Source organism: Streptomyces sp. NPDC054796, from assembly GCF_053611545.1.
In genome coordinates this window covers 113,917-135,105 of record NZ_JBSHAO010000015.1, presented here as the reverse complement: position 1 = coordinate 135,105, position 21,189 = coordinate 113,917, and the positions used below count along the sequence as shown (strand labels likewise).

At 69.6% G+C, this 21,189-nt stretch carries 19 protein-coding genes, 1 tRNA gene and 1 pseudogene; 12 read left to right on the top strand and 9 right to left on the bottom strand.

Annotation, left to right across the window (positions count from 1 at the left end):
* Positions 1 to 68: 68 nt before the first annotated feature.
* The 4 genes from ACWGJ2_RS15595 to ACWGJ2_RS15580 all read right to left on the bottom strand — a co-directional run bounded on the left by ACWGJ2_RS15595 (position 69) and on the right by ACWGJ2_RS15580 (position 2,647).
* The gene (locus ACWGJ2_RS15595) at positions 69 to 899 is read right to left on the bottom strand and encodes an MBL fold metallo-hydrolase (RefSeq protein ID WP_453346617.1); all 831 of its coding nucleotides are present in this window, start codon (positions 897 to 899) and stop codon (positions 69 to 71) included.
* A complete protein-coding gene (locus ACWGJ2_RS15590) occupies positions 896 to 1,852 on the bottom strand; it encodes an NUDIX hydrolase (protein ID WP_453346616.1) in 957 nt (318 codons plus the stop codon). Before ACWGJ2_RS15590 ends, ACWGJ2_RS15595 begins: the two co-directional genes overlap by 4 nt.
* A 175-nt stretch (positions 1,853 to 2,027) precedes the next feature.
* The gene (locus ACWGJ2_RS15585) at positions 2,028 to 2,492 is read right to left on the bottom strand and encodes a RidA family protein (RefSeq protein WP_453346615.1); all 465 of its coding nucleotides are present in this window, start codon (positions 2,490 to 2,492) and stop codon (positions 2,028 to 2,030) included.
* Complete coding sequence (locus ACWGJ2_RS15580) at positions 2,489 to 2,647, bottom strand: DUF4177 domain-containing protein (protein ID WP_003991873.1); 159 nt, start codon at positions 2,645 to 2,647, stop codon at positions 2,489 to 2,491. Before ACWGJ2_RS15580 ends, ACWGJ2_RS15585 begins: the two co-directional genes overlap by 4 nt.
* Before the next feature lie 44 nt (positions 2,648 to 2,691).
* Between ACWGJ2_RS15580 and ACWGJ2_RS15575 the strand changes: the two genes are divergently transcribed.
* Both ACWGJ2_RS15575 and ACWGJ2_RS15570 read left to right on the top strand, forming a co-directional pair.
* Positions 2,692 to 3,660, top strand: a complete 969-nt coding sequence (locus ACWGJ2_RS15575) for an ArsA-related P-loop ATPase (protein ID WP_453346614.1) — start codon at positions 2,692 to 2,694, stop codon at positions 3,658 to 3,660.
* Positions 3,657 to 5,165: an ArsA family ATPase gene (locus tag ACWGJ2_RS15570; protein ID WP_453346613.1), complete on the top strand. Its 1,509-nt coding sequence runs from the start codon at positions 3,657 to 3,659 to the stop codon at positions 5,163 to 5,165. The genes ACWGJ2_RS15575 and ACWGJ2_RS15570 overlap by 4 nt, the downstream gene beginning before the upstream one ends.
* On the opposite strand, the gene ACWGJ2_RS15565 is transcribed toward ACWGJ2_RS15570, so the two are convergent.
* Complete coding sequence (locus ACWGJ2_RS15565; RefSeq protein WP_453346612.1) at positions 5,147 to 5,491, bottom strand: WhiB family transcriptional regulator; 345 nt, start codon at positions 5,489 to 5,491, stop codon at positions 5,147 to 5,149. The genes ACWGJ2_RS15570 and ACWGJ2_RS15565 overlap by 19 nt on opposite strands.
* Positions 5,492 to 5,914: 423 nt before the next feature.
* Between ACWGJ2_RS15565 and ACWGJ2_RS15560 the strand changes: the two genes are divergently transcribed.
* Positions 5,915 to 8,197, top strand: coding sequence for a transglycosylase domain-containing protein (locus ACWGJ2_RS15560; RefSeq protein WP_453346611.1), 2,283 nt, complete (start codon positions 5,915 to 5,917; stop codon positions 8,195 to 8,197).
* A 220-nt stretch (positions 8,198 to 8,417) separates the two neighbouring features.
* Here ACWGJ2_RS15560 and ACWGJ2_RS15555 read toward each other — a convergent pair whose 3' ends face one another.
* Positions 8,418 to 8,882 (bottom strand): GatB/YqeY domain-containing protein, encoded by a 465-nt coding sequence (locus ACWGJ2_RS15555; RefSeq protein ID WP_453346610.1) that lies wholly within the window; start codon positions 8,880 to 8,882, stop codon positions 8,418 to 8,420.
* Between the two features lie 72 nt (positions 8,883 to 8,954).
* On the opposite strand from ACWGJ2_RS15555, the gene ACWGJ2_RS15550 reads away from it, so the two are divergent.
* From ACWGJ2_RS15550 to ACWGJ2_RS15535, 4 genes are all read left to right on the top strand, one after another.
* Positions 8,955 to 9,884: a metallophosphoesterase gene (locus ACWGJ2_RS15550; protein ID WP_453346609.1), complete on the top strand. Its 930-nt coding sequence runs from the start codon at positions 8,955 to 8,957 to the stop codon at positions 9,882 to 9,884.
* Positions 9,885 to 9,954: 70 nt separating this feature from the next.
* Positions 9,955 to 10,028 (top strand) — tRNA-Pro (locus ACWGJ2_RS15545).
* A gap of 246 nt (positions 10,029 to 10,274) precedes the next feature.
* Positions 10,275 to 10,964: a DUF488 family protein, N3 subclade gene (locus ACWGJ2_RS15540; RefSeq protein WP_453346608.1), complete on the top strand. Its 690-nt coding sequence runs from the start codon at positions 10,275 to 10,277 to the stop codon at positions 10,962 to 10,964.
* A gap of 130 nt (positions 10,965 to 11,094) precedes the next feature.
* On the top strand, positions 11,095 to 11,886 hold the full coding sequence (locus tag ACWGJ2_RS15535; RefSeq protein WP_453346607.1) for a hypothetical protein: 792 nt from the start codon (positions 11,095 to 11,097) through the stop codon (positions 11,884 to 11,886).
* 19 nt (positions 11,887 to 11,905) lie between these two features.
* Here ACWGJ2_RS15535 and ACWGJ2_RS15530 read toward each other — a convergent pair whose 3' ends face one another.
* Positions 11,906 to 13,021: a DUF3644 domain-containing protein gene (locus ACWGJ2_RS15530; protein WP_453346606.1), complete on the bottom strand. Its 1,116-nt coding sequence runs from the start codon at positions 13,019 to 13,021 to the stop codon at positions 11,906 to 11,908.
* 222 nt (positions 13,022 to 13,243) lie between these two features.
* Positions 13,244 to 14,426: pseudogene (locus ACWGJ2_RS15525) on the bottom strand (LacI family DNA-binding transcriptional regulator); the annotation flags it as partial.
* A 142-nt stretch (positions 14,427 to 14,568) separates the two neighbouring features.
* Between ACWGJ2_RS15525 and ACWGJ2_RS15520 the strand changes: the two are divergent.
* The 4 genes from ACWGJ2_RS15520 to ACWGJ2_RS15505 all read left to right on the top strand — a co-directional run bounded on the left by ACWGJ2_RS15520 (position 14,569) and on the right by ACWGJ2_RS15505 (position 18,028).
* A complete protein-coding gene (locus tag ACWGJ2_RS15520) occupies positions 14,569 to 15,213 on the top strand; it encodes a toll/interleukin-1 receptor domain-containing protein (RefSeq protein ID WP_453346605.1) in 645 nt (214 codons plus the stop codon).
* A gap of 798 nt (positions 15,214 to 16,011) precedes the next feature.
* Positions 16,012 to 16,215, top strand: coding sequence for a hypothetical protein (locus ACWGJ2_RS15515; protein WP_453346604.1), 204 nt, complete (start codon positions 16,012 to 16,014; stop codon positions 16,213 to 16,215).
* Between the two features lie 251 nt (positions 16,216 to 16,466).
* Positions 16,467 to 17,222 (top strand): ANTAR domain-containing protein, encoded by a 756-nt coding sequence (locus ACWGJ2_RS15510; RefSeq protein ID WP_453346603.1) that lies wholly within the window; start codon positions 16,467 to 16,469, stop codon positions 17,220 to 17,222.
* 74 nt (positions 17,223 to 17,296) lie between these two features.
* Positions 17,297 to 18,028 carry a GAF and ANTAR domain-containing protein gene (locus ACWGJ2_RS15505; RefSeq protein WP_453346602.1) on the top strand — a complete coding sequence of 244 codons (732 nt, stop codon included), beginning with the start codon at positions 17,297 to 17,299 and terminating at the stop codon, positions 18,026 to 18,028.
* 617 nt (positions 18,029 to 18,645) lie between these two features.
* On the opposite strand, the gene ACWGJ2_RS15500 is transcribed toward ACWGJ2_RS15505, so the two are convergent.
* Entirely contained in the window at positions 18,646 to 19,098 is a 453-nt protein-coding gene (locus ACWGJ2_RS15500; protein ID WP_453346601.1) for a DUF5994 family protein, read from the bottom strand.
* An 861-nt stretch (positions 19,099 to 19,959) separates the two neighbouring features.
* Here ACWGJ2_RS15500 and ACWGJ2_RS15495 point away from each other — a divergent pair.
* The gene (locus tag ACWGJ2_RS15495; RefSeq protein ID WP_453346600.1) at positions 19,960 to 20,964 is read left to right on the top strand and encodes an acyl-CoA desaturase; all 1,005 of its coding nucleotides are present in this window, start codon (positions 19,960 to 19,962) and stop codon (positions 20,962 to 20,964) included.
* Positions 20,965 to 21,189 lie beyond the last annotated feature (225 nt).

Here is a 21,189-nt window from a genome sequence, read left to right as displayed (position 1 = left end):
AGGGGCGCCCTCCCTGGAGGGCGCCCCTTACTTCTGCCTACTTGTGCGCGCGTCCGTGCACGCGGGCCTCAGATCAGCCCGTGCTCCCCCAGATAGTCGAGCTGCGCCTTCACGGACAGCTCGGCGGCCGGCCACAGCGACCGGTCCACGTCCGCGTAGACGTGCGCGACGACCTCGGACGAGGTGACGTACCCGTTCTCCACGGCCGTCTCCACCTGGGCCAGGCGCTTGGCGCGGTGCGCGAGGTAGAAGTCGATGGCGCCCTGTGCGTCGTCCAGCACGGGCCCGTGGCCCGGCAGCACCGTGCCGACGCCGTCGTCCACCGTCAGCGAGCGCAGGCGGCGCAGGGAGTCCAGGTAGTCGCCGAGCCGCCCGTCGGGGTGCGCGACGACGGTGGTGCCCCGGCCCAGGACCGTGTCGCCGGTCAGCACGGCCGCGTCGGCCGGTACATGGAAGCAGAGCGAATCGGCCGTGTGCCCCGGAGTGGGCACGACGCGCAGCTCCAGGCCGCCCGTCGTCACGACGTCCCCCGCGGCCAGCCCCTCGTCGCCCAGCCGCATGGCGGGGTCCAGGGCCCGTACGGACGTGCCCGTCAGCTCGGCGAAGCGGGCCGCGCCGTCCGAGTGGTCCGGGTGGCCGTGGGTCAGCAGGGTGAGCGCCACCCGCCGCCCGGCGCGCTCGGCCGTCGCGACGACGTTCTTGAGGTGCGCCTCGTCCAGGGGCCCTGGGTCGATGACGACGGCGAGGTCGGAACCGGGCTCGGCGACGATCCAGGTGTTGGTGCCGTCGAGCGTCATGGGCGACGGGTTGGGCGCGAGGACGCAGGTGGCGCGCGCGGTGCCCATCCCGGTGAGCGCACCGCCCCGCGGCTGTCCTGGCAGTGCGGCGGCGTCGGTCATGCGGTCCCGTTCCTCGTCGTGTCGCCGGTGCCGCTCGGGTCGCCAGGGCCTTCCCCGCCCGTACCGGCTTCCGCACCGGAGGCGTGCGTCCGCACCCGCTTCGTGAACTCGTCGTGCCCCGGCCAGCTCAGCACGATCTCGTCGCCCTCCATGCGCGCCTTCGCGAGCACGGGCGTCAGATCCCGGTGCGCCGAGGCGGCGAGCACCTCGTCGACCGTCCCGTAGGGGATCAGTTCGCGCAGCGTCGCGATCGTCGGCGGCATCATCAGCAGCTCGCCCCTGTCGTAGCCGTCGGCCGCGTCGGCCGGCCGGGTCCAGACGGTGCGGTCGGCCTCCGTCGAGGCGTTGCGGGTGCGCTGGCCCTCGGGGAGCGCGGCGACGAAGAACCAGGTGTCGAAGCGGCGCCGCTCGAACTCCGGGGTGATCCAGTGCGCCCAGCCGCCCAGCAGATCGCCGCGCAGTACGAGCCCGCGCCGGGCGAGCAGATCGGCGAAGGACAGCTCGTGCGCGACGAGCGCCGCCCTGTCCGCCTCCCAGTCCTCGCCCGTCGTGTCGGCGACGACCGTCTCCGGGTCGGGGCCCGCGAGCAGGACGCCGGACTCCTCGAAGGTCTCGCGGACGGCGGCGCAGACGATGGACTGGGCCGTGGCCTCGTCCGTACGGAAGCGCTCGGCCCACTCCGCGCGCGTCGGGCCCGCCCAGCCGAGGTCACGCTGGTCGCTCTGGTCGCGCGCGTCGACGGAGCCGCCCGGATACGCGTACGCGCCTCCGGCGAAGGCCATGGAGGCGCGTCTGCGCAGCATGTGGACGACGGGGCCCGGGTCGGTGTCCCGGAGGAGCATGACGGTCGCGGCCCGCCGCGGCGGCACGGGAGTGATCTCCCCCGCTGCGAGGGCCCGGATGCGCTCCGGCCACTCCTGCGGGTACCACTGGCCGTTGGTGGTGGACGACATGGGCGGATGCTACGGGTCCCCGCGCCGATGTTCGAGGGGGACTCCGTCCCGTCGCGGCGGGAGGCCGTCACCCGTACGGTCGCCGGAGGGACGCCGTAACCGGAACCCGGGCCGGGACCCGAACCGGAACCGGCCGTACGGTCCGTCAGCCCGCCGGTCCGGCAGCCCCGGTCCGTCAGTCCGTCAGCTCGACCTGGATCTCGACCTCGACGGGCGCGTCCATCGGCAGCACCGCGACGCCGACCGCGCTGCGCGCGTGCACGCCCTTGTCGCCGAGGACCTCGCCCAGCAGCTCGCTCGCGCCGTTGATGACGCCCGGCTGGCCCGTGAAGTCCGGGGCAGAGGCGACAAAGCCCGTGACCTTGACGACGCGCGCGATGCGGTCCAGGTCACCGGCGACGGATTTGACCGCGGCGAGGGCGTTGAGGGCGCAGGTGCGCGCCAGCTCCTTCGCCTCCTCCGGGGTGACCTCGCCGCCGACCTTGCCGGTCAGCGGCAGCTCGCCCGCCACCAGCGGGACCTGGCCGGCGGTGTAGACGTACGGGCCGCTGCGCAGCGCCGGTACGTACGCGCCCGCCGGGGTGGCGACCTCGGGCAGGGTCAGACCCAGCTCGGCCAGCCTGTCCTCGGCCGCACTCACTGCTTCTCCCGCTTGAGGTACGCCACGAGCTGCTCGGGGTTGTTCGGTCCCGGCACGACCTGGACCAGCTCCCAGCCGTCCTCGCCCCAGGTGTCCAGAATCTGCTTGGTCGCGTGCACCAGCAGGGGCACGGTCGCGTATTCCCACTTCGTCATGGTGCCGAGCGTAGCCCGTCGCCCCGGTGGTTAGGCTCCCGGGCGTGAGCAGGCTGCATGTTGTCACGGGCAAGGGCGGGACCGGGAAGACGACGGTCGCCGCCGCACTCGCACTGGCGCTCGCCGAGGAGGGGCAGCGCACGCTGCTCGTCGAGGTCGAGGGACGCCAGGGGATCGCGCAGCTCTTCGAGACGGAGGCACTGCCCTACGAGGAGCGCAAGATCGCGGTCTCACACGGCGGAGGGGAGGTGTACGCCCTGGCCATCGATCCCGAGAAGGCGCTGCTCGACTATCTCCAGATGTTCTACAAGCTGGGCAGCGCGGGCAGGGCGCTGAAGAAGCTCGGCGCCATCGACTTCGCCACCACGATCGCGCCGGGGCTGCGCGACGTGCTGCTGACGGGGAAGGCGTGCGAGGCCGTACGCCGCAAGGACAAGCGCGACCGGCGCGTGTACGACGCCGTGGTCATGGACGCGCCGCCCACGGGGCGCATCACCCGCTTCCTGGGCGTCAACGAGGAGGTCGCCGACCTCGCGAAGGTCGGCCCCGTCCACAACCAGGCCCAGGCGGTGATGCGGGTGCTGAAGTCCCCGGAGACCGCGGTGCACCTGGTGACGCTCCTGGAGGAGATGCCCGTCCAGGAGACCGTCGACGGGGTGGCCGAGCTGCGGGGCGCCGGGCTCCCGGTCGGCTCCGTCATCGTCAACATGGTGCGCCCGCATCTGCTGGACCAGGACCTCGTGGCAGCGGCCGACGGGCGCCGCGAGGAGATATCCGAGGCCCTCGCGCAGGCGGGCCTCGCCCAGGGCGGCGCCCTCGTGCGGCCCCTGCTCGACCAGGCGCACGCCCACGCGGAGCGCGTCGCGCTGGAGCGTGCGCAGCGCCGCGAGCTGGAGAAGCTGGGGCTGCCGGCGCACGAGCTGGGGCTGCTCGCCGACGGCGTCGAGCTGGCGGGCCTGTACGGGCTCTCCGCCGAGCTGCGCGACCAGTGGCCACACAAGGAGGCTGCATGACACCCGCGACATCCGGGATACCCGGAGCACCCGGGACGCCCGGGACGCCCGGCAAGGAGCAGAGGGAGCACAAGGAGGCCGCTTCGGGAGCCCTCCAGGACCTCCGGCTGGACGTCGACCCCCTGGTGGACGACCCGCGGACCCGGATCGTGGTCTGCTGCGGCTCGGGCGGCGTCGGCAAGACGACGACGGCGGCTGCCCTGGGCGTACGGGCGGCGGAGCGCGGCAGGAAGGTCGTGGTCCTCACCATCGACCCGGCCCGCCGCCTGGCCCAGTCGATGGGGCTCAGCGAGCTGGACAACACCCCGCGCAAGGTCCCCGGGGTGGACGAGTCGGCGGGCGGCGAACTGCACGCCATGATGCTCGACATGAAGCGGACCTTCGACGAGATCGTCGAGGCACACGCCGACCAGGACCGCGCCCGCGCCATCCTGGGCAACCCCTTCTACCAGTCCCTGTCCGCCGGCTTCGCCGGTACGCAGGAGTACATGGCGATGGAGAAGCTGGGGCAGCTACGGACCCAGGACACGTGGGACCTGATCGTCGTGGACACCCCGCCCTCGCGCTCGGCGCTGGACTTCCTGGACGCCCCGAAGCGGCTCGGTTCGTTCCTGGACGGGAGGTTCATCAAGCTGCTGATGGCCCCGGCGAAGGTCGGCGGCAAGGCAGGCATGAAGTTCGTCAACCTCGGCATGGCCGGGCTCTCGATGTTCACCGGCGCGCTGAACAAGCTGCTGGGCGCCGGGCTGCTGAGCGACGTGCAGACCTTCGTGGCCGCGATGGACACCATGTTCGGCGGCTTCCGCACCCGCGCCGACGCCACCTACCGGCTGCTCCAGGCCCCCGGCACGGCCTTCCTGGTGGTCGCGGCGCCCGAGCGGGACGCGCTGCGCGAGGCCGCCTACTTCGTGGAGCGGCTGGCCGCCGACGACATGCCGCTGGCCGGTCTCGTCCTCAACCGCATGCACGGCAGCGAGGCGTCACGGCTGAGCGCGGAGCGGGCCCTGGCCGCCGCGGAAAATCTTGAAGAGGGCGGCATTGTGGATCTCGGCCACGGGAATGGTGAGGGGCACAGCGTCCCGTCGGCCGCTCCCGAGGGCGACTCCCCCCGCCCCGGAGCCCGTCAGACCGACGACGCGGTGGACACCGGCGACGCGATGGCCGAAACGGCCGGGACGGCGGACGACGAGGGGACACAGGCATCGACCGCACACGCCGCAGCCGCACACGCGTCCGCGCAGCAACTCGCCGCGGGCCTGCTGCGCCTGCACGCGGAGCGCATGCGGCTGCTGGCCCGTGAACGGCGCACGCGCGACCGCTTCGCCGCGCTGCACCCTGAAGTGCCCGTCGTGGAGGTGGGCGCACTGCCGGGGGACGTGCACGACCTGGCGGGGCTGCGTGCCATCGGCGACCATCTGGCCCGTCAGCAGTCGGAGTCGGGGTCGGATCACAAGCCGCGATCGGACGACCGGCCCGACCAGCCGGATCACCCCGCCACGGCGTAGTCCTCTTCCTCGTCGTCGAGACCGACGTCGACGGGGAGCACGCCCGTGTCGCGCTCGTACTCCGTACGCGCCGTCTCCAGGAGGCGTCGCCATGAGGTGACCGTCGGGCGCCTGCGCAGGAGTGCCCTGCGCTCGCGCTCCGTCATGCCACCCCAGACACCGAACTCCACGCGGTTGTCGAGGGCGTCGGCCAAGCACTCCGTACGCACCGGACATCCGGTGCAGACCGCCTTGGCGCGGTTCTGGGCCGCCCCTTGTACGAACAGTTCATCCGGATCGGTCGTGCGGCAGGCTGCCTGCGCACTCCAGTCGGTTACCCAGCTCATAGCCGGTGCCGTCCTCTCCCGAATCGAGGCTCCCCCACGGCGGTGAACGGCATATTCACCATTGCCAGTTGAGGACGTTACGGAAGCGGGGCAGGGCGCAACACCCCCTTCGGGCCCAATCTTGAATGGCCCGAACGGACTATGCGTATGCGGCAGATCACCCAACGGAGTGAGCCGGTGACATAAAAGTCTTACGGGGCAGGACGGGACAGTTCGACTCCGCCAAGACTCCGCCAAACGGAGCGCGCGGCTAATGCATACCGACAGTTCACGCCATTACGGACACTTCTCATCACTCACTGGAGTGACTAGGAAGATGTGACGAAGGGAGGCCGATGTGACGGGTGTGGAGGGGTGAACATCCGACAGCCTAGGCGAACAGATGGTCCCCTGTCCGGGGATTCGACACGTAGGCTGCCCCTCATGGGTAAGAAGCGCTCGGGCGGAGGGCTGTCAGGGCCGCAGCAAGCCGCCAAGTTCGTCGGTGTCAGCGTGCTCGCCGGTGCCGTGCTGGCGGGGATCGCGCTGCCAGCGGCCGGTGGCCTGGGGCTCGCGGCGAAGGGGACCGTCGAGGGATTCGACGAGATCCCCGCCAACCTCAAGCGCCCCCCGCTCAGCCAGCGCACCACCATCCTGGACGCGGACGGCGGGGAGATCGCCAAGGTCTACTCGCGTGACCGCACCGTGGTGGACCTCGACGACATCGCGCCCTCCATGCGCAAGGCCATCGTCGCCATCGAGGACGCGCGCTTCTACAAGCACGGCGCCATCGACCTCAAGGGCGTGCTCCGCGCCGTCAACCGGAACGCCCAGCAGGGCCAGGTCCAGGAGGGCGCCTCCACCCTGACCCAGCAGTACGTCAAGAACGTCTTCGTGGAGGAGGCCGGGAACGACCCCGACAAGGTCGCCCAGGCCACCCAGCAGACGATCGGGCGGAAGATCAAGGAGCTGAAGTACGCGATACAGGTCGAGGAGACGCTCGGGAAGAAGCGGATCCTGGAGAACTACCTGAACATCACGTTCTTCGGCCAGCAGGCCTACGGCGTCGAGGCCGCGGCCCAGCGCTATTTCTCCAAGCCGGCCAAGGACCTGGCCCTGGAGGAGTCGGCGCTGCTCGCGGGCATAGTGCAGTCCCCCAGCAGATGGGACCCGATAAACAACGAGGAGGAGGCCAAGAAGCGGCGCGACACCGTGCTCGCCCGCATGGCCGACCTCGGCGACATCACCAAGGCGGAGGCCGCCGAGGCCAAGAAGAAGCCCATCGATCTGAAGGTCAGCACCCCGAAGAACGGCTGCATCACCGCCGTCAAGGGCGGCGGGTTCTTCTGCGACTACGTACGCGAGGTCTTCCTCAACGACGAGACCTTCGGCAAGACCCGCAAGGCGCGCTCCAAGCGCTGGGACCAGGGCGGTCTGACGATAAAGACCACCATGGACCCGCAGGCGCAGGAGTCGATCCAGGCGTCGATCGAGCAGCACGTCAACAAGTCGGACAAGGTCGCCACCGCCGCGGCCATCGTCGAGCCGGGCACCGGCAAGATCCTCGGAATGGGCCAGTCCCGGCCGTACGGCTACAAGAAGAACGAGACGGAGATGAACCTGGCCGTCGACGGCGACATGGGCGGCGGGGCCGGTTACCAGCCAGGCTCCACCTTCAAGCCCGTGATCGCCGCCGCGGCCCTCGACAGGGGCACCAGCCCCTACAAGCGCTACGCCTCCCCGTACCGCATGCAGTACCCGTCGCCCGTCAACACCTGCAAGGGCAAGTGGAGCGGCAGCGCGCCCGTCGAGAACGAGAACCGCTCGGAGGTCGGCCCGTACCGCATGAAGGAGGCGACCGCGAAGTCGGTCAACACCTACTACGTCTCCCTGATCAGCGACATCGGCGTCTGCCCGGTCACCACCCTGGCCAAGAAGATGGGCATCGAGCGCGCCGACGGCAAGGAGATGGACCAGGTCCCCTCCATCAGCCTCGGCACCCAGGAGGTCTCGCCGCTGACGATGGCCGAGGGCTACGCCACCTTCGCGAACAGGGGCGTGCACTGCACGTCGATCGCCATCGAGTCGATCACGGACGCGCGCGGCAAGAAGCTGCCCGTGCCGAAGACGAAGTGCAAGCGGGCGATGACGACGAAGACGGCGGACACCGTCAGCTCCCTGCTACGGGGCGTGGTCGAGGACGGCACGGGCAAGAAGGCCGGCCTGAGCGGACGCGACAGCGCGGGCAAGACGGGTACGACCGACCAGCGCTACGCCGCCTGGTTCGTCGGCTACACCCCGAACATGTCCGGCGCCGTCTGGGTCGGCGACCCCGCACACCGCACCCAGATGACCGACATCACCATCGGCGGCGAGTACCACGACAAGGTCTTCGGCGGCGAGGTCCCGGGCCCGATCTGGCGCGACGCGATGACGGGGGCGCTGTCGGGGAAGCCCGCGCCCAAGTTCAAGGGCTCGGCCATCAAGGACGACAAGAAGGGCAGCAGCCGCGACAAGACCCCGGACAGCGGCCGCAACCACGATGACGACGGCGGCTCGACGGACGACAAGCCGCCCGCCGAGGAGCCCGAGGACCCGTGGCCCGACGTCAGCATCCCGCCAGACGTCATCGGCGGCGGTGGCAACGGCGGCGCCGACGGCGGTCCGGGTGGCGGCTGGGACATCGGCGGCAACGGCAATGGCAATGGCAACGGGGGCTGGCGCTAGCCGCTGACCGCAGGGCGGGTGCGCGGGCGGAGGGGCCGAGCCGTACCGCTTCCGCCCCCGCTCCGGGCACGTAAGTAAGGGGCACCCTCATGGGGAGGGTGCCCCTTACTCATGCGCGGGGTGCGGGGCCCGTGAGGACCGGGCAACCGGCAACGGGGCGGACCCCGGAAAAGGGGCAGGCCCCGGAAGCAGGGGCGGACCCCGGAAGCAAGGGGGCTGGCTAGCCCGCGAGCTGCTTCTTGACCGTGGCGGCCACCCGGCCGCCCTCCGCCCGGCCCGCCACCTTCGGGTTGACGATCTTCATGACGGCACCCATGGCCCGCGGCCCCTCGGCGCCGCCCGCCTTCGCCTCGGCGACCGCCTCGGCGACGATCGCGTCGAGCTCCTCGTCCCCGAGCTGCTGGGGCAGGTAGTCCGCGAGCACCTCGCCCTCGGCCCGCTCCCGCTCGGCCTGCTCGGCACGGCCGCCGCCCGCGAAAGCCTCGGCGGCCTCGCGCCGCTTCTTCGCCTCGCGCGTGATCACCTGCTGGACCTCGTCGTCGGAGAGTTCGCGCGCCTCCTTGCCCGCGACCTCCTCCTTGGTGATCGCGGTGAGGGTCATACGGAGGGTCGCGGAGCGCAGTTCGTCGCGCCCCTTGATCGCTGCGGTGAGGTCGTCCTGGAGCCGGGACTTGAGCGTGGTCATGCCCATAAGGATGCCAGCAAGCCTGTCGGTCACCCACCGCATTGTGCTCGCCACGTCTGCGACGATGGACCCATGCGTGCGCGATACGGAGTACCTCTCGCAATGACGGCTCTCGGCGCGGCCTGCGTCGGCTACGCGGCAGGAGTGGAGGCCCGCTCCTTCCGCCTGCGGAGAGTGACCGTGCCCGTACTGCCGCGGGGCATGCACGATCTGCGGCTGCTCCAGGTCTCCGACATCCACATGGTCAGCGGGCAGAACAAGAAGCGGCGCTGGCTCCAGTCCCTCGCCGGTCTCCGCCCCGACTTCGTGATCAACACCGGCGACAACCTCTCCGACACCGAGGGGGTGCCCGAGGTGCTGGACGCGCTGGGGCCGCTGATGGAGTTCCCCGGCGCGTACGTCTTCGGCTCCAACGACTACTACGGGCCCAAGCCGAAGAACCCCGCCAAGTACCTGCTGGAGAAGGCGACCGGCCGGCACGGGCTGAACGGGAACGCGCCCGTGGTGGGCGCCGTCCACAACCCGTGGGAGGGCATGCAGGACGCGTTCGACGCGGCGGGCTGGGTCGGGCTCTCCAACACCCGTGGCCGCCTCAAGCTCGACGGCGGCCAGGAGATCGCCCTCACCGGGCTCGACGATCCGCACATCAAGCGCGACCGCTACGCCGAGGTCGCGGGCGGGCCCGAGACGGACGCCGACCTCTCCCTGGCCGTGGTCCACGCCCCGTACCTGCGCGTCCTGGACGCCTTCACCGCCGACCGCTACCCCCTGATCCTCGCGGGGCACACCCACGGCGGCCAGGTCTGCGTCCCCTTCTACGGTGCGCTGGTCACCAACTGCGACCTGGACACGGACCGCGTGAAGGGCCTCTCCCACCACCGCGCGGGCGGCCACACCTCCTACCTCCACGTCTCCGCTGGCTGCGGCGCGAACCGCTACACCCCGGTCCGCTTCGCCTGCCCACCAGAGGCGACGCTGCTGACGCTGACGGCCCGCGAGTAAGGGGGACCCGGCCCCCGCAAACCGGATTTCGCCTCAGCGCTCACCTGGGCTAAAGTAGTCCTCGTTGCTTCGGGGTGTAGCGCAGCTTGGCAGCGCGCTTCGTTCGGGACGAAGAGGTCGTGGGTTCAAATCCCGCCACCCCGACAGAGGAAACACCAGGTCAGGGGCCTGATTCGCGAGAGCGGGTCAGGCCCCTGACGGGTTTCTGGAGATCGCTTGGGAGAAATCTGGGAGAAGATCTTGGTCGGCTTCTCCCAGGAGCAGTCTCCAGTGCCGCAGGAAGAGCGGTGCTCGCCCGCCCCTCAGACCTGCGCGTTCGCGAACCCAAGGCTCGCAACTGACCAGGAACATCCGTGCGGGCCACCCCAACGGTCGTTAGGAACACCGCACATGGCAGGTCCTCGCTCAGCACCTCCCCACGGCAACGCCCGCGCGCTCGCCCAGCGGGTACGGGCATTGCGGGAAGACCGAGGGTGGACCCGCGAACGGCTGGCCAAGGAAGCAGGCATCACCGTCAGGACGCTGGGCCGCCTGGAGAGCGAGGGAACGATCCAGCCAGGTTTCTTCACTGTCGGCGCGGTGGCCGGGGCCCTTGCGGTCTCTCTCGACGATCTGTTCCGGTTGGCCCAGGCCCCGCCCATCACCCCCGGTCTCTGGTCGGCCGGATACGAAGGACGGGACATCGACTCGTTCGTCGCCTCGCTCGTCGACAGCCACATCGGTGTCGTGGCAGATGTACGGCTCACCCCGATCAGCCGCAAGAAGGGCTTCAGCAAGACCCGTCTCGGAGAGGCTCTGGCTGAAGCCGGCATCGAGTACACGCACCTGCGTGGCCTGGGCAATCCGAAGGACAATCGGGAGCCCTTCTGGGACGGCCGCGTCGAAGTGGGCCGGGCACGCTTCCGTGGCGTACTGCGGTCCGAGGAAGCCCAAGCCGATCTTGACCGCCTCGCGGAGCACGCCCGAGCATCGCGGGTAGCGGTGCTGTGCTTCGAGAAGGATGAGAGCCGCTGTCACCGGCAGGTCGTCCTGGAGACGATCCGCAAACGGGCCGCGGTGCCGGTGAATCCCCTGGCCTGACTTCGCCCCTAGCTCCTACACGCGCCCTTGCCCGTGGCACATGTCGCTCTTCCAATCAGATCGGGGAGACCGATGGAGGGGGCACGCCATGGCGTCGTCGGCGTTCAGGAATAGGCAGCGCGCACGGATCATGATCACGGTCAAGACGTATCCGGAGCTGTCCAACAAGTACCGCGAGACCAGTTGCGTTGCCGGCATACGCCTGGACCAGGGCGAGCCGCAGCACGTACGGCTATTCCCTGTGCCCTTCCGGCTCCTCAGTGAGGACGCCCAGTTCTCCAAGTATTCGCTCATCGAAGTCGACGTCGAACCGCACCGGCCGGAGCGGGACTCTCGCCCGGAGAGTCTGCGCCCCGACCTCGACACGTTGGAAATCGTGGGTGACATACCGTCCGACGAAGGCTGGAAGAAGCGGTACCGGTACGTAGAGCCACTGGTCGCCCCGTCGCTCTGCGCCATCAAGCGGGATCAGGAGAAACGGGGGACGTCCCTCGGCGTCTTCCGGCCCGCTGAGATCACCCGCTTCCGGCTAGAGGAGGCCGAGCCCTGGCCCGTCTCCAAAGCCGCGCTGGCCGACCAGATCGATCTGTTCGAGCAGGAGCTGAACCCGCTGGAGTGGGTGCCGCTCGATCTCCGTTACAGCTTCCGCTGCGCGGACGACGACTGTCCGAGTCACGACATGAGGCTGAAGGACTGGGAGGCCGGTCAGTCGTACCGCAAGTTCCTACGCAAGTACGGTGAGCGCGGAGTTCGTGATGCGTTGCAGGAGCGCTGGTACAACCGGATGTGTGCCCCGAACCGGGCCGTCCACTTCTTCGTGGGCAACATCGCTTCCCACCCCAAAACGTTCATGCTGCTAGCCGTCTTCTACCCGGAGCGGAAGGTCGTCGAGTACGTGCAAGACAGTCTGTTCGGCGAGTAACACCCCTGTCCTTCGAGGATTAGGCGGACTCGCTGTGCTGCTGTGCATCGCTCGCTTCCGGCGCTCCCGGCTGCCTCGGAAACGAGGCCACCGTCTTCAGCCGGGGCTCCTTACCGAAGAACTGCCGGTACTTCTCGACGGTACCGATCTCCTTGACGACCTTCTTCACCCAAGCGGGCGTGTAGACGTACGCACCGAACGCCTCGTTGTACACACAGTACTTCGTGTTCGTAGCACGAAGGTCGGAAGCTCCGGCCGCAGGTCTCACCCCAAGACGTCGCCACATCTTCGCGTGCTCGTGACTGGCGCTGAATTCGAAGGGCACCTGGTTCTCGACGAGGCGAGCTACCTGGCCCGGGAGCAGCTTGTCCTTGTCGACTACTTCGACGTGCTTGACCTTCTCAATCACCGTGCCGCGACGCCCGGCCTCGACCATAGTCCTGCGCTCATCCTCGCTCAGCTCATCAAGCTTGACGCAGTTGATCGCCAGGTCGGCTTCCGTCTTCGGCCCGACGACGGGCACGAGCCGCACACGGTAGTCGTACCGGAGATCGTCCCGCAGCGCCGGGTCAATGGCGGCCTGGAACTTCGCTACCAGATCGCGGGTGGACTTCGGTAGCTTCTTCGCCGCCGCCTGGAGCTGCGCCCGTTCCTCGGCAGTGAGAGCCTGAAGTGAAATCGGGAATCGAAGTCGATCAGCAAGGCTGTGCTCGGGGCCGAAGTGGGCGACCATCTCCTGCTCGTAGTTCATCACGAGCGCCTGGGCCCTTCCACCTGTAACAATCTTCAGGTTGTGCTCGTAGCGGTGTTCCACCTTGTTGCGGAGCGCCACGAACAACTCTCCGTTCAAACGCACGGGGTCCTGGTTGTTGGGGAATCGCTCCCGCAAGCACCGCTCCAGATCCCAAGCCTTGGGTTCACCGTTGATTAGCTGGTGGCGGCCGGTCCTGGAGTCCTTGTAGTGATAGTCGATCTTCGCCTTGTGAAACTCCGCATGGAGCAGGTAGTGCCACGCCTTGTGCATGTGCGTGAGGAAATCACCGTAGTTTCCAGTCGTGCAATTCCACTCGTCCACCGCTTTGAGAGCGTGCCGCTGGGACTCTATGAGGACGTGGCGCCAACGAGCGTATGCCATGTCACACGCCCTCCTCTTTCAAGAGAAGGATCAAACCGACAGCAGAGTCACGGCAAGCGAAAATCAACGATCAAGGCCGGAAGAGCACGCGCAACCGACCGAGGCAGGAGAAGTAGATACTCAGGAAACCCCGCCCTTGCTCCGGAGATCGGAGAGAAGTGACGGGGCTGGGCCATCATCCCGCAACTGAAAATCAGCTCGCCTGATGAGGACTTCCCGAGATCAGGGCCGTTCCTGGAGTAGACGATCAAGGGCTGACACCGGAGACCTTGGGGCCAGCTCTCGGCGCGCTTCGAGCGCCGCCTCCCACTGCTCGGTCAGCCCGAGCAGGAGTCGCCTGCGCATGCCCGGCGTGACGTGGGCGTAGCGGGCCGAGATCGAGCCGTCGATGTGGCCCATGCGCTCGTCCATGAGGACCTTCTCGGTGCCAAGGTCCTCCATCATCGTGCGGTGCGTGTGGCGGAGGCCGTGGGGTGCGAGGCCCTTGGCGATCGGAAGCCAGCAGGCGTCTGCTCAAGCAGAAGCACCTCGGCCCTGTGCCGGGATGCCGGGTCACGGCTCGCCGAGGATCGGTACCGGGCGGGCCTCCTGCGGCGCCTTCTTCGGGTACCAGCCGGAGACCGCCGGGGTGAAGAGCCAGGTGGCGAAACCGTTGCGGCGCCAGTGGGCCGCGTGCTCCGGCGCCACGCCGCCCCTGACGAATCCGAGGTCGGCGACCGCCCGCACGACACGGGCCCGAGTGTCCTCCCGTACGCGATCGGGGTGGTTGAGGACGTTGGAGAGACCGTCCCCGTGGAGACCCCGGCGAGACGCGCGACGTCGACGAGCTTCGCACCCTGGTGGCCACCAGTACGGGCCGCGCCCAGGCCCCGGAAGACATAAGTCCTGCCGTGGCAGGGGCAGGGCGTCGGCTTCGTGCGGGCGACGTGGTTGAGGACCAAGGCGGTCAGCAGGATGCCGAGCGCACCGGTGACGACCTTCTCCGGACCACGGTCCCGCGAGCGGCCCGCGCGCTTGCCGCGCCCGCGCCGCCTGGCGGCCGGGTTGGACGTGATCAGGCCCTCATCGATCGCGTCCTCGAAGATCAAGTGGAGGGTGGAGCGCCAGGTCTTGACGCTGGAGGCCGCGTAGGCAGCCTTCTCCTTCTTCTCCCAGGCGTCGACATCCGCGCGCAGGATGCCGACGAGTGCCTTGTCCTCGAACTCGGGGAGCAAGCGCTCCTCAATATGGCGCTTGTAGTTCTGCATGGTCGAGGCGGCCAGGTCCTGGGCGGCGAACCAGCGGCTGGCGTACTCGCCGAAGGTCTCCTGGCCGAGGACCGGGTCGCGCCAGTCGCCGCGACGGTAGCGATTCTCGCCTCGCTCGCGGCGCGCTGGGCCTCGCCCTTGGTGGCGAACCTGGCTGTAACGACCGCAATGGAAGCATCTTTGATGTTTCGCTCCGCTGTCAGACCCATCGTCTAGCGTGGTCAACCGGAGCCTCGTGAAGAGGCACACGCTTCAGTGGTTTCCGGAGGACCAGTGGCCAAGAGGATCAGCACGAGCTCCATGCGCCAGCAGCTCAGAAGCGCCCAGCGCAAAGCAGAGCAGGACGCCAAGAGGGCCCAGCGCAAGTTCGAGAGTCAGGTCAGGAAGACGGTGTCGGACTACAACCGCACGGCTGAAAGACACAACCGTCAGCAGCTCGCCAAGCTCAGGCAGAGCAGCGGCTCGTCGGTCTCGTTCACAGTGGAAGAGCAGCACCTTGTCGACCGAGTGCAGAGCGCCGTCGCCGAGCAGGACGAGCGCGAGTACGACGTATTCCTGAGTTACGCACGTGTCGACGGAGCCGATGTGGCCGAACATCTGCGTAGCGAGCTTGACTCCCTCGGCATCACAGTCTGGTTTGACGAAGTGGCCATCCGCGCCGGGAAGAGCCTGTCCCGTCAGATGGATGACGGACTTACCCGAGCGCGAGCCGGTGTGACGCTGCTTACTGAGGCGTACCTGGGGCGACGCTTCTGGACCGAGCGCGAGCTGGGTGCCCTGCTGCACAAGGACACGGTGATCCCCGTACTCCACGGCGTGAGCTTCGGGGATGTCGGGAAGTTCAGTAGCTTCCTCCGCGACCAGGCGGGCTTCAGCACGGAGTACGACTCTGTGGAGGGCATCGCACAGAAGATCGCCGAAGCCGTACTGCTCGATGAGGAGTAGGTGAGGCGGCTCCGCGCTGGTTGCTCGGCCCACATCCAGGCTGCTGGCTCTTCGCCTACGCGCCCGAGGGTGCGAGCGCCTGTCTCAAGAAACGCCCGACGACTCGGCCGAGTCACACATCACGCTACGAGACAGTCCGTCGCGTGCACGAGCACGCCCTCCGAGGGACGCTCTGCAGAACGTTCCCCGGCACTTTTGGGAGCCATTCGGGAGCCGACCAGCTCCCCGCGCGCCGTCGACCCCCTCTGAGACCACCCAGTACCAACGCTTTGACCAGGCAAAATAGCGAACTATCTGGTGACGATCACACCCAGACCTCATTCGGGACGAAGAGGTCGTGGGTTCAAATCCCGCCACCCCGACAGAGGAAACACCAGGTCAGGCCCGGTGCTGAGAGATCAGCGCCGGGCCTGATCTGCTACGTGGGGGCCATTGGGGGGCCACCCGTCGGGCACAGTGCGAGACGGGCACCCAGCGCCGCCTCGCACTGCCCGGTCACCACGCGACGGCCTCGGTCTGTGCCTGACGAGGTGGTCTTGCCAGCCCTCGCCAACTCCCTTGACACTCTTGGCCCATGGACCTCAAACGTCTGGGCGCGCACGCCAGGGACACGCTGCGCCGACGCAACCTGTTCGTGAGGCCGGGGACGTCGCGCGGGGTGGTGCAGATCCGCGTGGACGACGGCAGTCGTGACGGGTTCCTCATCGGCTGGGTCCAGACGGAGACGTCCTGGCTGCCCGCGACCTCGCATCCGGCACACCCGGCACACCCGGCACACCCGGCACCTACGTCGCCACGATGGACCCGGCGCATTCCGAATGGCTGGGGGCGCTCGGCCGGCCGAAGGGCGTGACCGACCTCGGCGGCGGCAGGGTCCGGCTCACGAGTGCCGCCGTCGCCTACTTACGCGGCTCCCCCGGGCACATGCCCTACGCCGACGTCGACGATCTGTTCCACCTCGATCCGATGGACCCGCCGTACCAACTGACCCGCGAGCCCTGACAGCGCGACCTGCCCCAGGGCGCGGTGCGGAAGACAGTCGCGCCCAGCGCCGGTTCCGTGCGGCGGTCCGTCCCCGCGACTGCGATGCCGCTCGTTCTTGCGGTACGTTGGAAACTCAGGGCTGCCTCGTGGGATCAGGGCTGATGGTCGAGTCCCCGCTGTTGACACCTCGGGCTTCGGTGCAGTCGGCGCTGCGTCGGAACGGAGCCGGATCATGTGCGGTATGCCCGCAACCCATTGCCTCTACGTCCGTGTCTGACCACCGGGCCATGCGCGTGCTCGAACTCGTGGCCAGGGAAGCCGGAGGACGCGTCGGCACCATTGATGTGCGGGACGTGTGCACCGCGGCGGTCAAGGCGCTTCCGGTGGACGGCGTGGGCATCTCGATGGCCAGCTCGCCCGCGCTGCGGCACGTACTGCACACCACCGACCGGATCAGCGGGGAGCTGGAGGAGTTGCAGCTCACCCTGGGGGAAGGGCCGTGCGTCGATGCCATCACCACCGGGCTTCCGGTGCTCACAGGTGATCTGTCCGCCCCCGAGCCGCACGAGCGGTGGCCCGCTTTCGCCCCGGCCGCCCACGCCGCGGGGGCCAACGCGCTGTTCTCGCTGCCGCTGGCCGCACGGGCCGGTATGCCAGGCGTACTGGACATGTACTCCGCCCGCACCGGCATTCTGGAGGGGGAGGCCCTCGCCGATGCCCTGGCCTTCGCGGACACCGCCGCCACACTGCTGCTGCTCACCGCCGCCAGCGTCGTCTCGGTGGAAGCCCCCGGGCCGGGCACGATGGAGGACGTCCTCGGGTTTGACCACTACCGGGCGGAGGTCGACCAGGCCGTCGGCATGCTCACCGAACAGATCGGCGTCGGCGTCGAGGAAGCAGCCGTGCGGCTGCGCGCCCACGCCTACGCCCACTCGCAGACGGTGACGGACATCGCCATCGAAGTGGTCTCCCGCCGTCTGCGCTTCGACCCGGACGGCACAGCGCGCGTCCGTGAAGGGGAGTGACATCTCCATGTACCCCGACTTCCGACGTCTCGGGCGGCCGAGGACAGAGACCATCAGGACCGGGAGTGAGCAGCGTGGATGAACAGCGTCTGGCTCCCGCCTTCGTCGAGCTGGCCGACAACCTCGTCGACGACTTCGACCTCATCGACTTTCTGACGCTGCTCACCAGCCACTGCGTGGAGACGCTGGAGGTCGCCGCGGCCGGGGTGCTGCTGGCCGACCGCGGCGGGTCGCTGCGGGTGATGGGCGCCTCCAGCGACGACGTTCGGCTGATAGAGCTGCTCCAGGTGCAGAACGACAGCGGACCCTGCCTGACCTGCTACCGCAGCGGCGAGGCAGTGATCGTCCCCGATCTGACGGAGGGCACGGAGCGCTGGCCGCGTTTCGCCGAGGACGCCCAGCGGCGGGGCTTCACCGCGGTGCACGCGCTGCCGTTGCGGCTGCGGCAGAAGGTCATCGGCGCCCTCAACCTCTTCCACACCGCCGCGCAGCCGCAGGACCCGGGGGTCGCCGAGATCGCGCAGGCGATGGCGGACGTCGCCACGATCAGCGTCCTGCAACAGCGCACCAGCGAGGACCAGGACCTGCTCACCCGGCAGTTGGAGACCGCGCTCGGCACCCGCGTGGTGATCGAGCAGGCCAAGGGCAAGCTCTCCGAACGCTATGGCGTGAGCCTGGACGAGGCATTCCGGCTGCTGCGCGCCTACGCACGCTCGCACAACCGGCGCCTGACCGAACTCGCCACCGCCTTCATGAGCGGTACCGAACCCCTCACCGATCTCCGCCCCGAACAGCCCCAGAAGTAAGCCCCACGTCGAAAACGGCAGACGGGCAGCGTACGTAGGAACGCGGCTCCGGCAAGAACTTCCGAGGTTCTTGCCGGAGCCGCTGCGGCCGAACCGCACCCGGCCGCCGACCGCATCGGCCCCCGGTGCCCGCACGGGTGCCAGGCGGAAACGCTCCACCCGCGGCCGTTCCCGCACGCCTGCGGCGGCCCACCGCGCCTCGGCCGCGTCGAGGAGTCCGGCCGGACCGCATGCCCAGGTCTCCCGACGGCGCCAGTCCGGGCAGAGTTCGACGGTCCGGGCCGCGGTCAGCCGTCCATCCGTACGCCCGTGCCGTACGCCGTCGATCTCGGCTCCGTGCGGCAGACACTGCCCGGCCCGGTGACCGTTCCAGCCCCTGCCCGGCCGGATCGCCAGCGTGGCCGCACCGGGCACCTCGCGCCGCACGGCGCTCACCCGGCCCGCGGGGCGCCTCGCCGACCACAGTGGATCGATCAGGCCGAGATGGTCGTCGGACGAGAGCGGACTGGTCAGCCAGGACACGGCCGCCAGCGCGGCGCGGTCGGCCAGGGCGAGCGAACGCGCTCCCCTCCGGGATCTCCTCGTCCGCCTCGCCCGCCTCGCCCGCCTCGTCCGCGTCAGGAGCGCGCCCGGGGCGCCAGGGGGATCGCCATGGCGGATGCCGGCCCCGCGACACTCCCTGCTCCCGCCACACGCTCCATAATCGACTGCGCGGCCTCCTCGGTCGTGTCCGGCGGGACGACGAGCAGGTCCCAGCGCCCATGGCCGGGAGCGAGAAGGACGACGGTGTGCGCCACCGTGGGCGACAGGCTCCTGCACAGACGGACGACCTGACCTGCGACGAACATCCGGCCCGGCGTCGACGACCACACCGCACCGTTGAACGTGACGGTGGTGATGTGCCCCCAGGCGCGGGGCAGCCCGGCGAGCAGCCCGGGGAGCTCGGCGGTCAGATCGTACGAGCGCGGTCGCCATGCTCCGTCGATGGCGCGGGGCCCGTCGGCGTGAGATGCCAGGCGCAGGCGGAGCAGAGGCGGGGAGGGAAGCGGGGGGTTCGTTGTGAGGGTCATGGGTGCGGCTCCTGCCGACTGCCGTGCTCGGACGGGGTGTTCACGGGGACGTGACGGGGTGGTTCGCGAGTGGTTCGCGAGTGGTTCGCGGAGGCCGTCGCATGCGCGGCCGAGGTGCTTCGGAGAGGCGGACGAGGGTGGCCGACGGGTCGAGCCGGACGCGTTCCACGCCGTGCCGGGCCCAGGGGGTGTACCGACGCTCCCCACCTCCCGCGCGGCATCGCACTCCCCTGTGGACGAGGAAGGTCGCCGTCATGATCCCGGTACGGGGCTGCGCCCTGCGGGGACTCGGGGAGGCACGAGCGATGGATGTCCGGGACATGCGCGGGCTCCTCGGCCTGGTTGCGGATGGCGCGGCCGAGGTCCAGGGCTGCCCCTGAGTGGACGGACGGCGAGGGAGGAGTTCTCCAGTCGGTAGGGCACCGGCGTACGAACGCCCTCGCCTCTCCACCGTACTCCTGCCGGACGGAAAACGACCGGGACGTACGACTCCGGACGAACGGGTGAGAGGTCCGCGCCGTCGCCGCCCTCGAAGCGGCACGGCAGGATGCGCTGCTCCACAGCCGGTTCCTCGTCCGCGACGGCTTCGTCCGCGACGAGTCCCGCAGCTGCCCCATGGACGACGGAAAAGGGGGTACTCGGCTCCACCTGACGGTGGACACCCCGCTGCCCCAAGGGCCCGGCCCGGCAGCCGAGTCCTGGCCCGGGGAAAGCCGCTCACGGGCGCGGCGCACCCACGTCGGCCACGTCGGCCACGTCGGCCACGTCGGCGAAACGAGCTGACCCCCGGGTCACCCACCCAGCGATCCCCTGGCCCCGGACCCCGGCCACCTCTTCCGGACCGAGGCCAAGGAGCCCTGCATGACCCCCAGTTCCTCCGTTTCCCAAGCCCCCGCCCCGCCGCGCGACGTCACCACATCCCAGAAGTACGACGGGACGGCCCCCTTCCCCTCCGACGACCACCCGGCGCCCGCGCGCAGCGGCGGCGAGCGGCTGTACGTGACGGTGACGGCACTGATCGTCGTCCTGCCGTTCCTCGCGCTCGGCCTGGCCGTATGGCTGCTGTGGGGGCGTCTCGTCCACTCCACCGACGTGCTGCTCGGCCTCACCCTGTACGTGGTCACGGGGCTCGGCGTCACGGTCGGCTTCCACCGCGGCCTCACCCACGGCGGATACCGGGCACCCCGGCCCGTGCGGATCGCCCTCGCGGTGGCCGGGTCGATGAGTTTCCAGGGCGACGTCATCGGCTGGGTCGCCACGCACCGGCGCCACCACGCCTTCACCGACCGCCCCGGCGACCCGCACTCCCCCTACCGCTACGGCACACACCTGCGCGGCCAGTTGCGCGGCCTCGCCCACTCCCACGTGGGCTGGCTCTTCCGCAACGACCCCACCCCCGCCGGGCGCTACGCCCCCGACCTGCTCGCCGACCGCGACATCCGCGCCGTCTCCCGGGCCTTCCCGGCGCTGTGCGTCCTCACCCTGGCCCTCCCCTTCGCACTCGGCTGGGTGATCGGCGGCACCTGGGTCCACGCGACGACCGCGCTGCTGTGGGCCGGCCTCGTACGTATCGCGCTGCTCCACCACGTGACCTGGAGTGTCAACTCCCTCTGCCACGTGATCGGACAGCGCCCGTTCCGCACCCGGCGCCACGACCGCGCCACCAACCTGTGGCCACTGGCGCTCATCTCCTTCGGCGAGAGCTGGCACAACCTCCACCACTCCGACCCCACCAGCGCCCGCCACGGTGTGGACCGCGGCCAGATCGACCCGTCCGCCGCCGTGATCCGCCTGCTCGAACGCCTCGGCTGGGTGCACGACGTGCGCTGGCCGACAACGGACCGCGTCGCGTCCCGGCGTACCTGAACTCCCGCACCGTCTGAACGTCCACCGGCACGACAGGGGGAGCCAGGCGCTGATCACCTCGGCCGGTGAGATCGACATGAGCGGACCCGGCGAGGGTCCGCGCCCCTGTCGGCGGGACACGCTGGGAAGCATGGAGGAGCCGCGCTCCGAACGGGAACATGAGCGGGAGCGGGAGCGGGAGCGGCAACGATGACCCACGCCCCTGCGACCGCCGCCGGGCCCGGA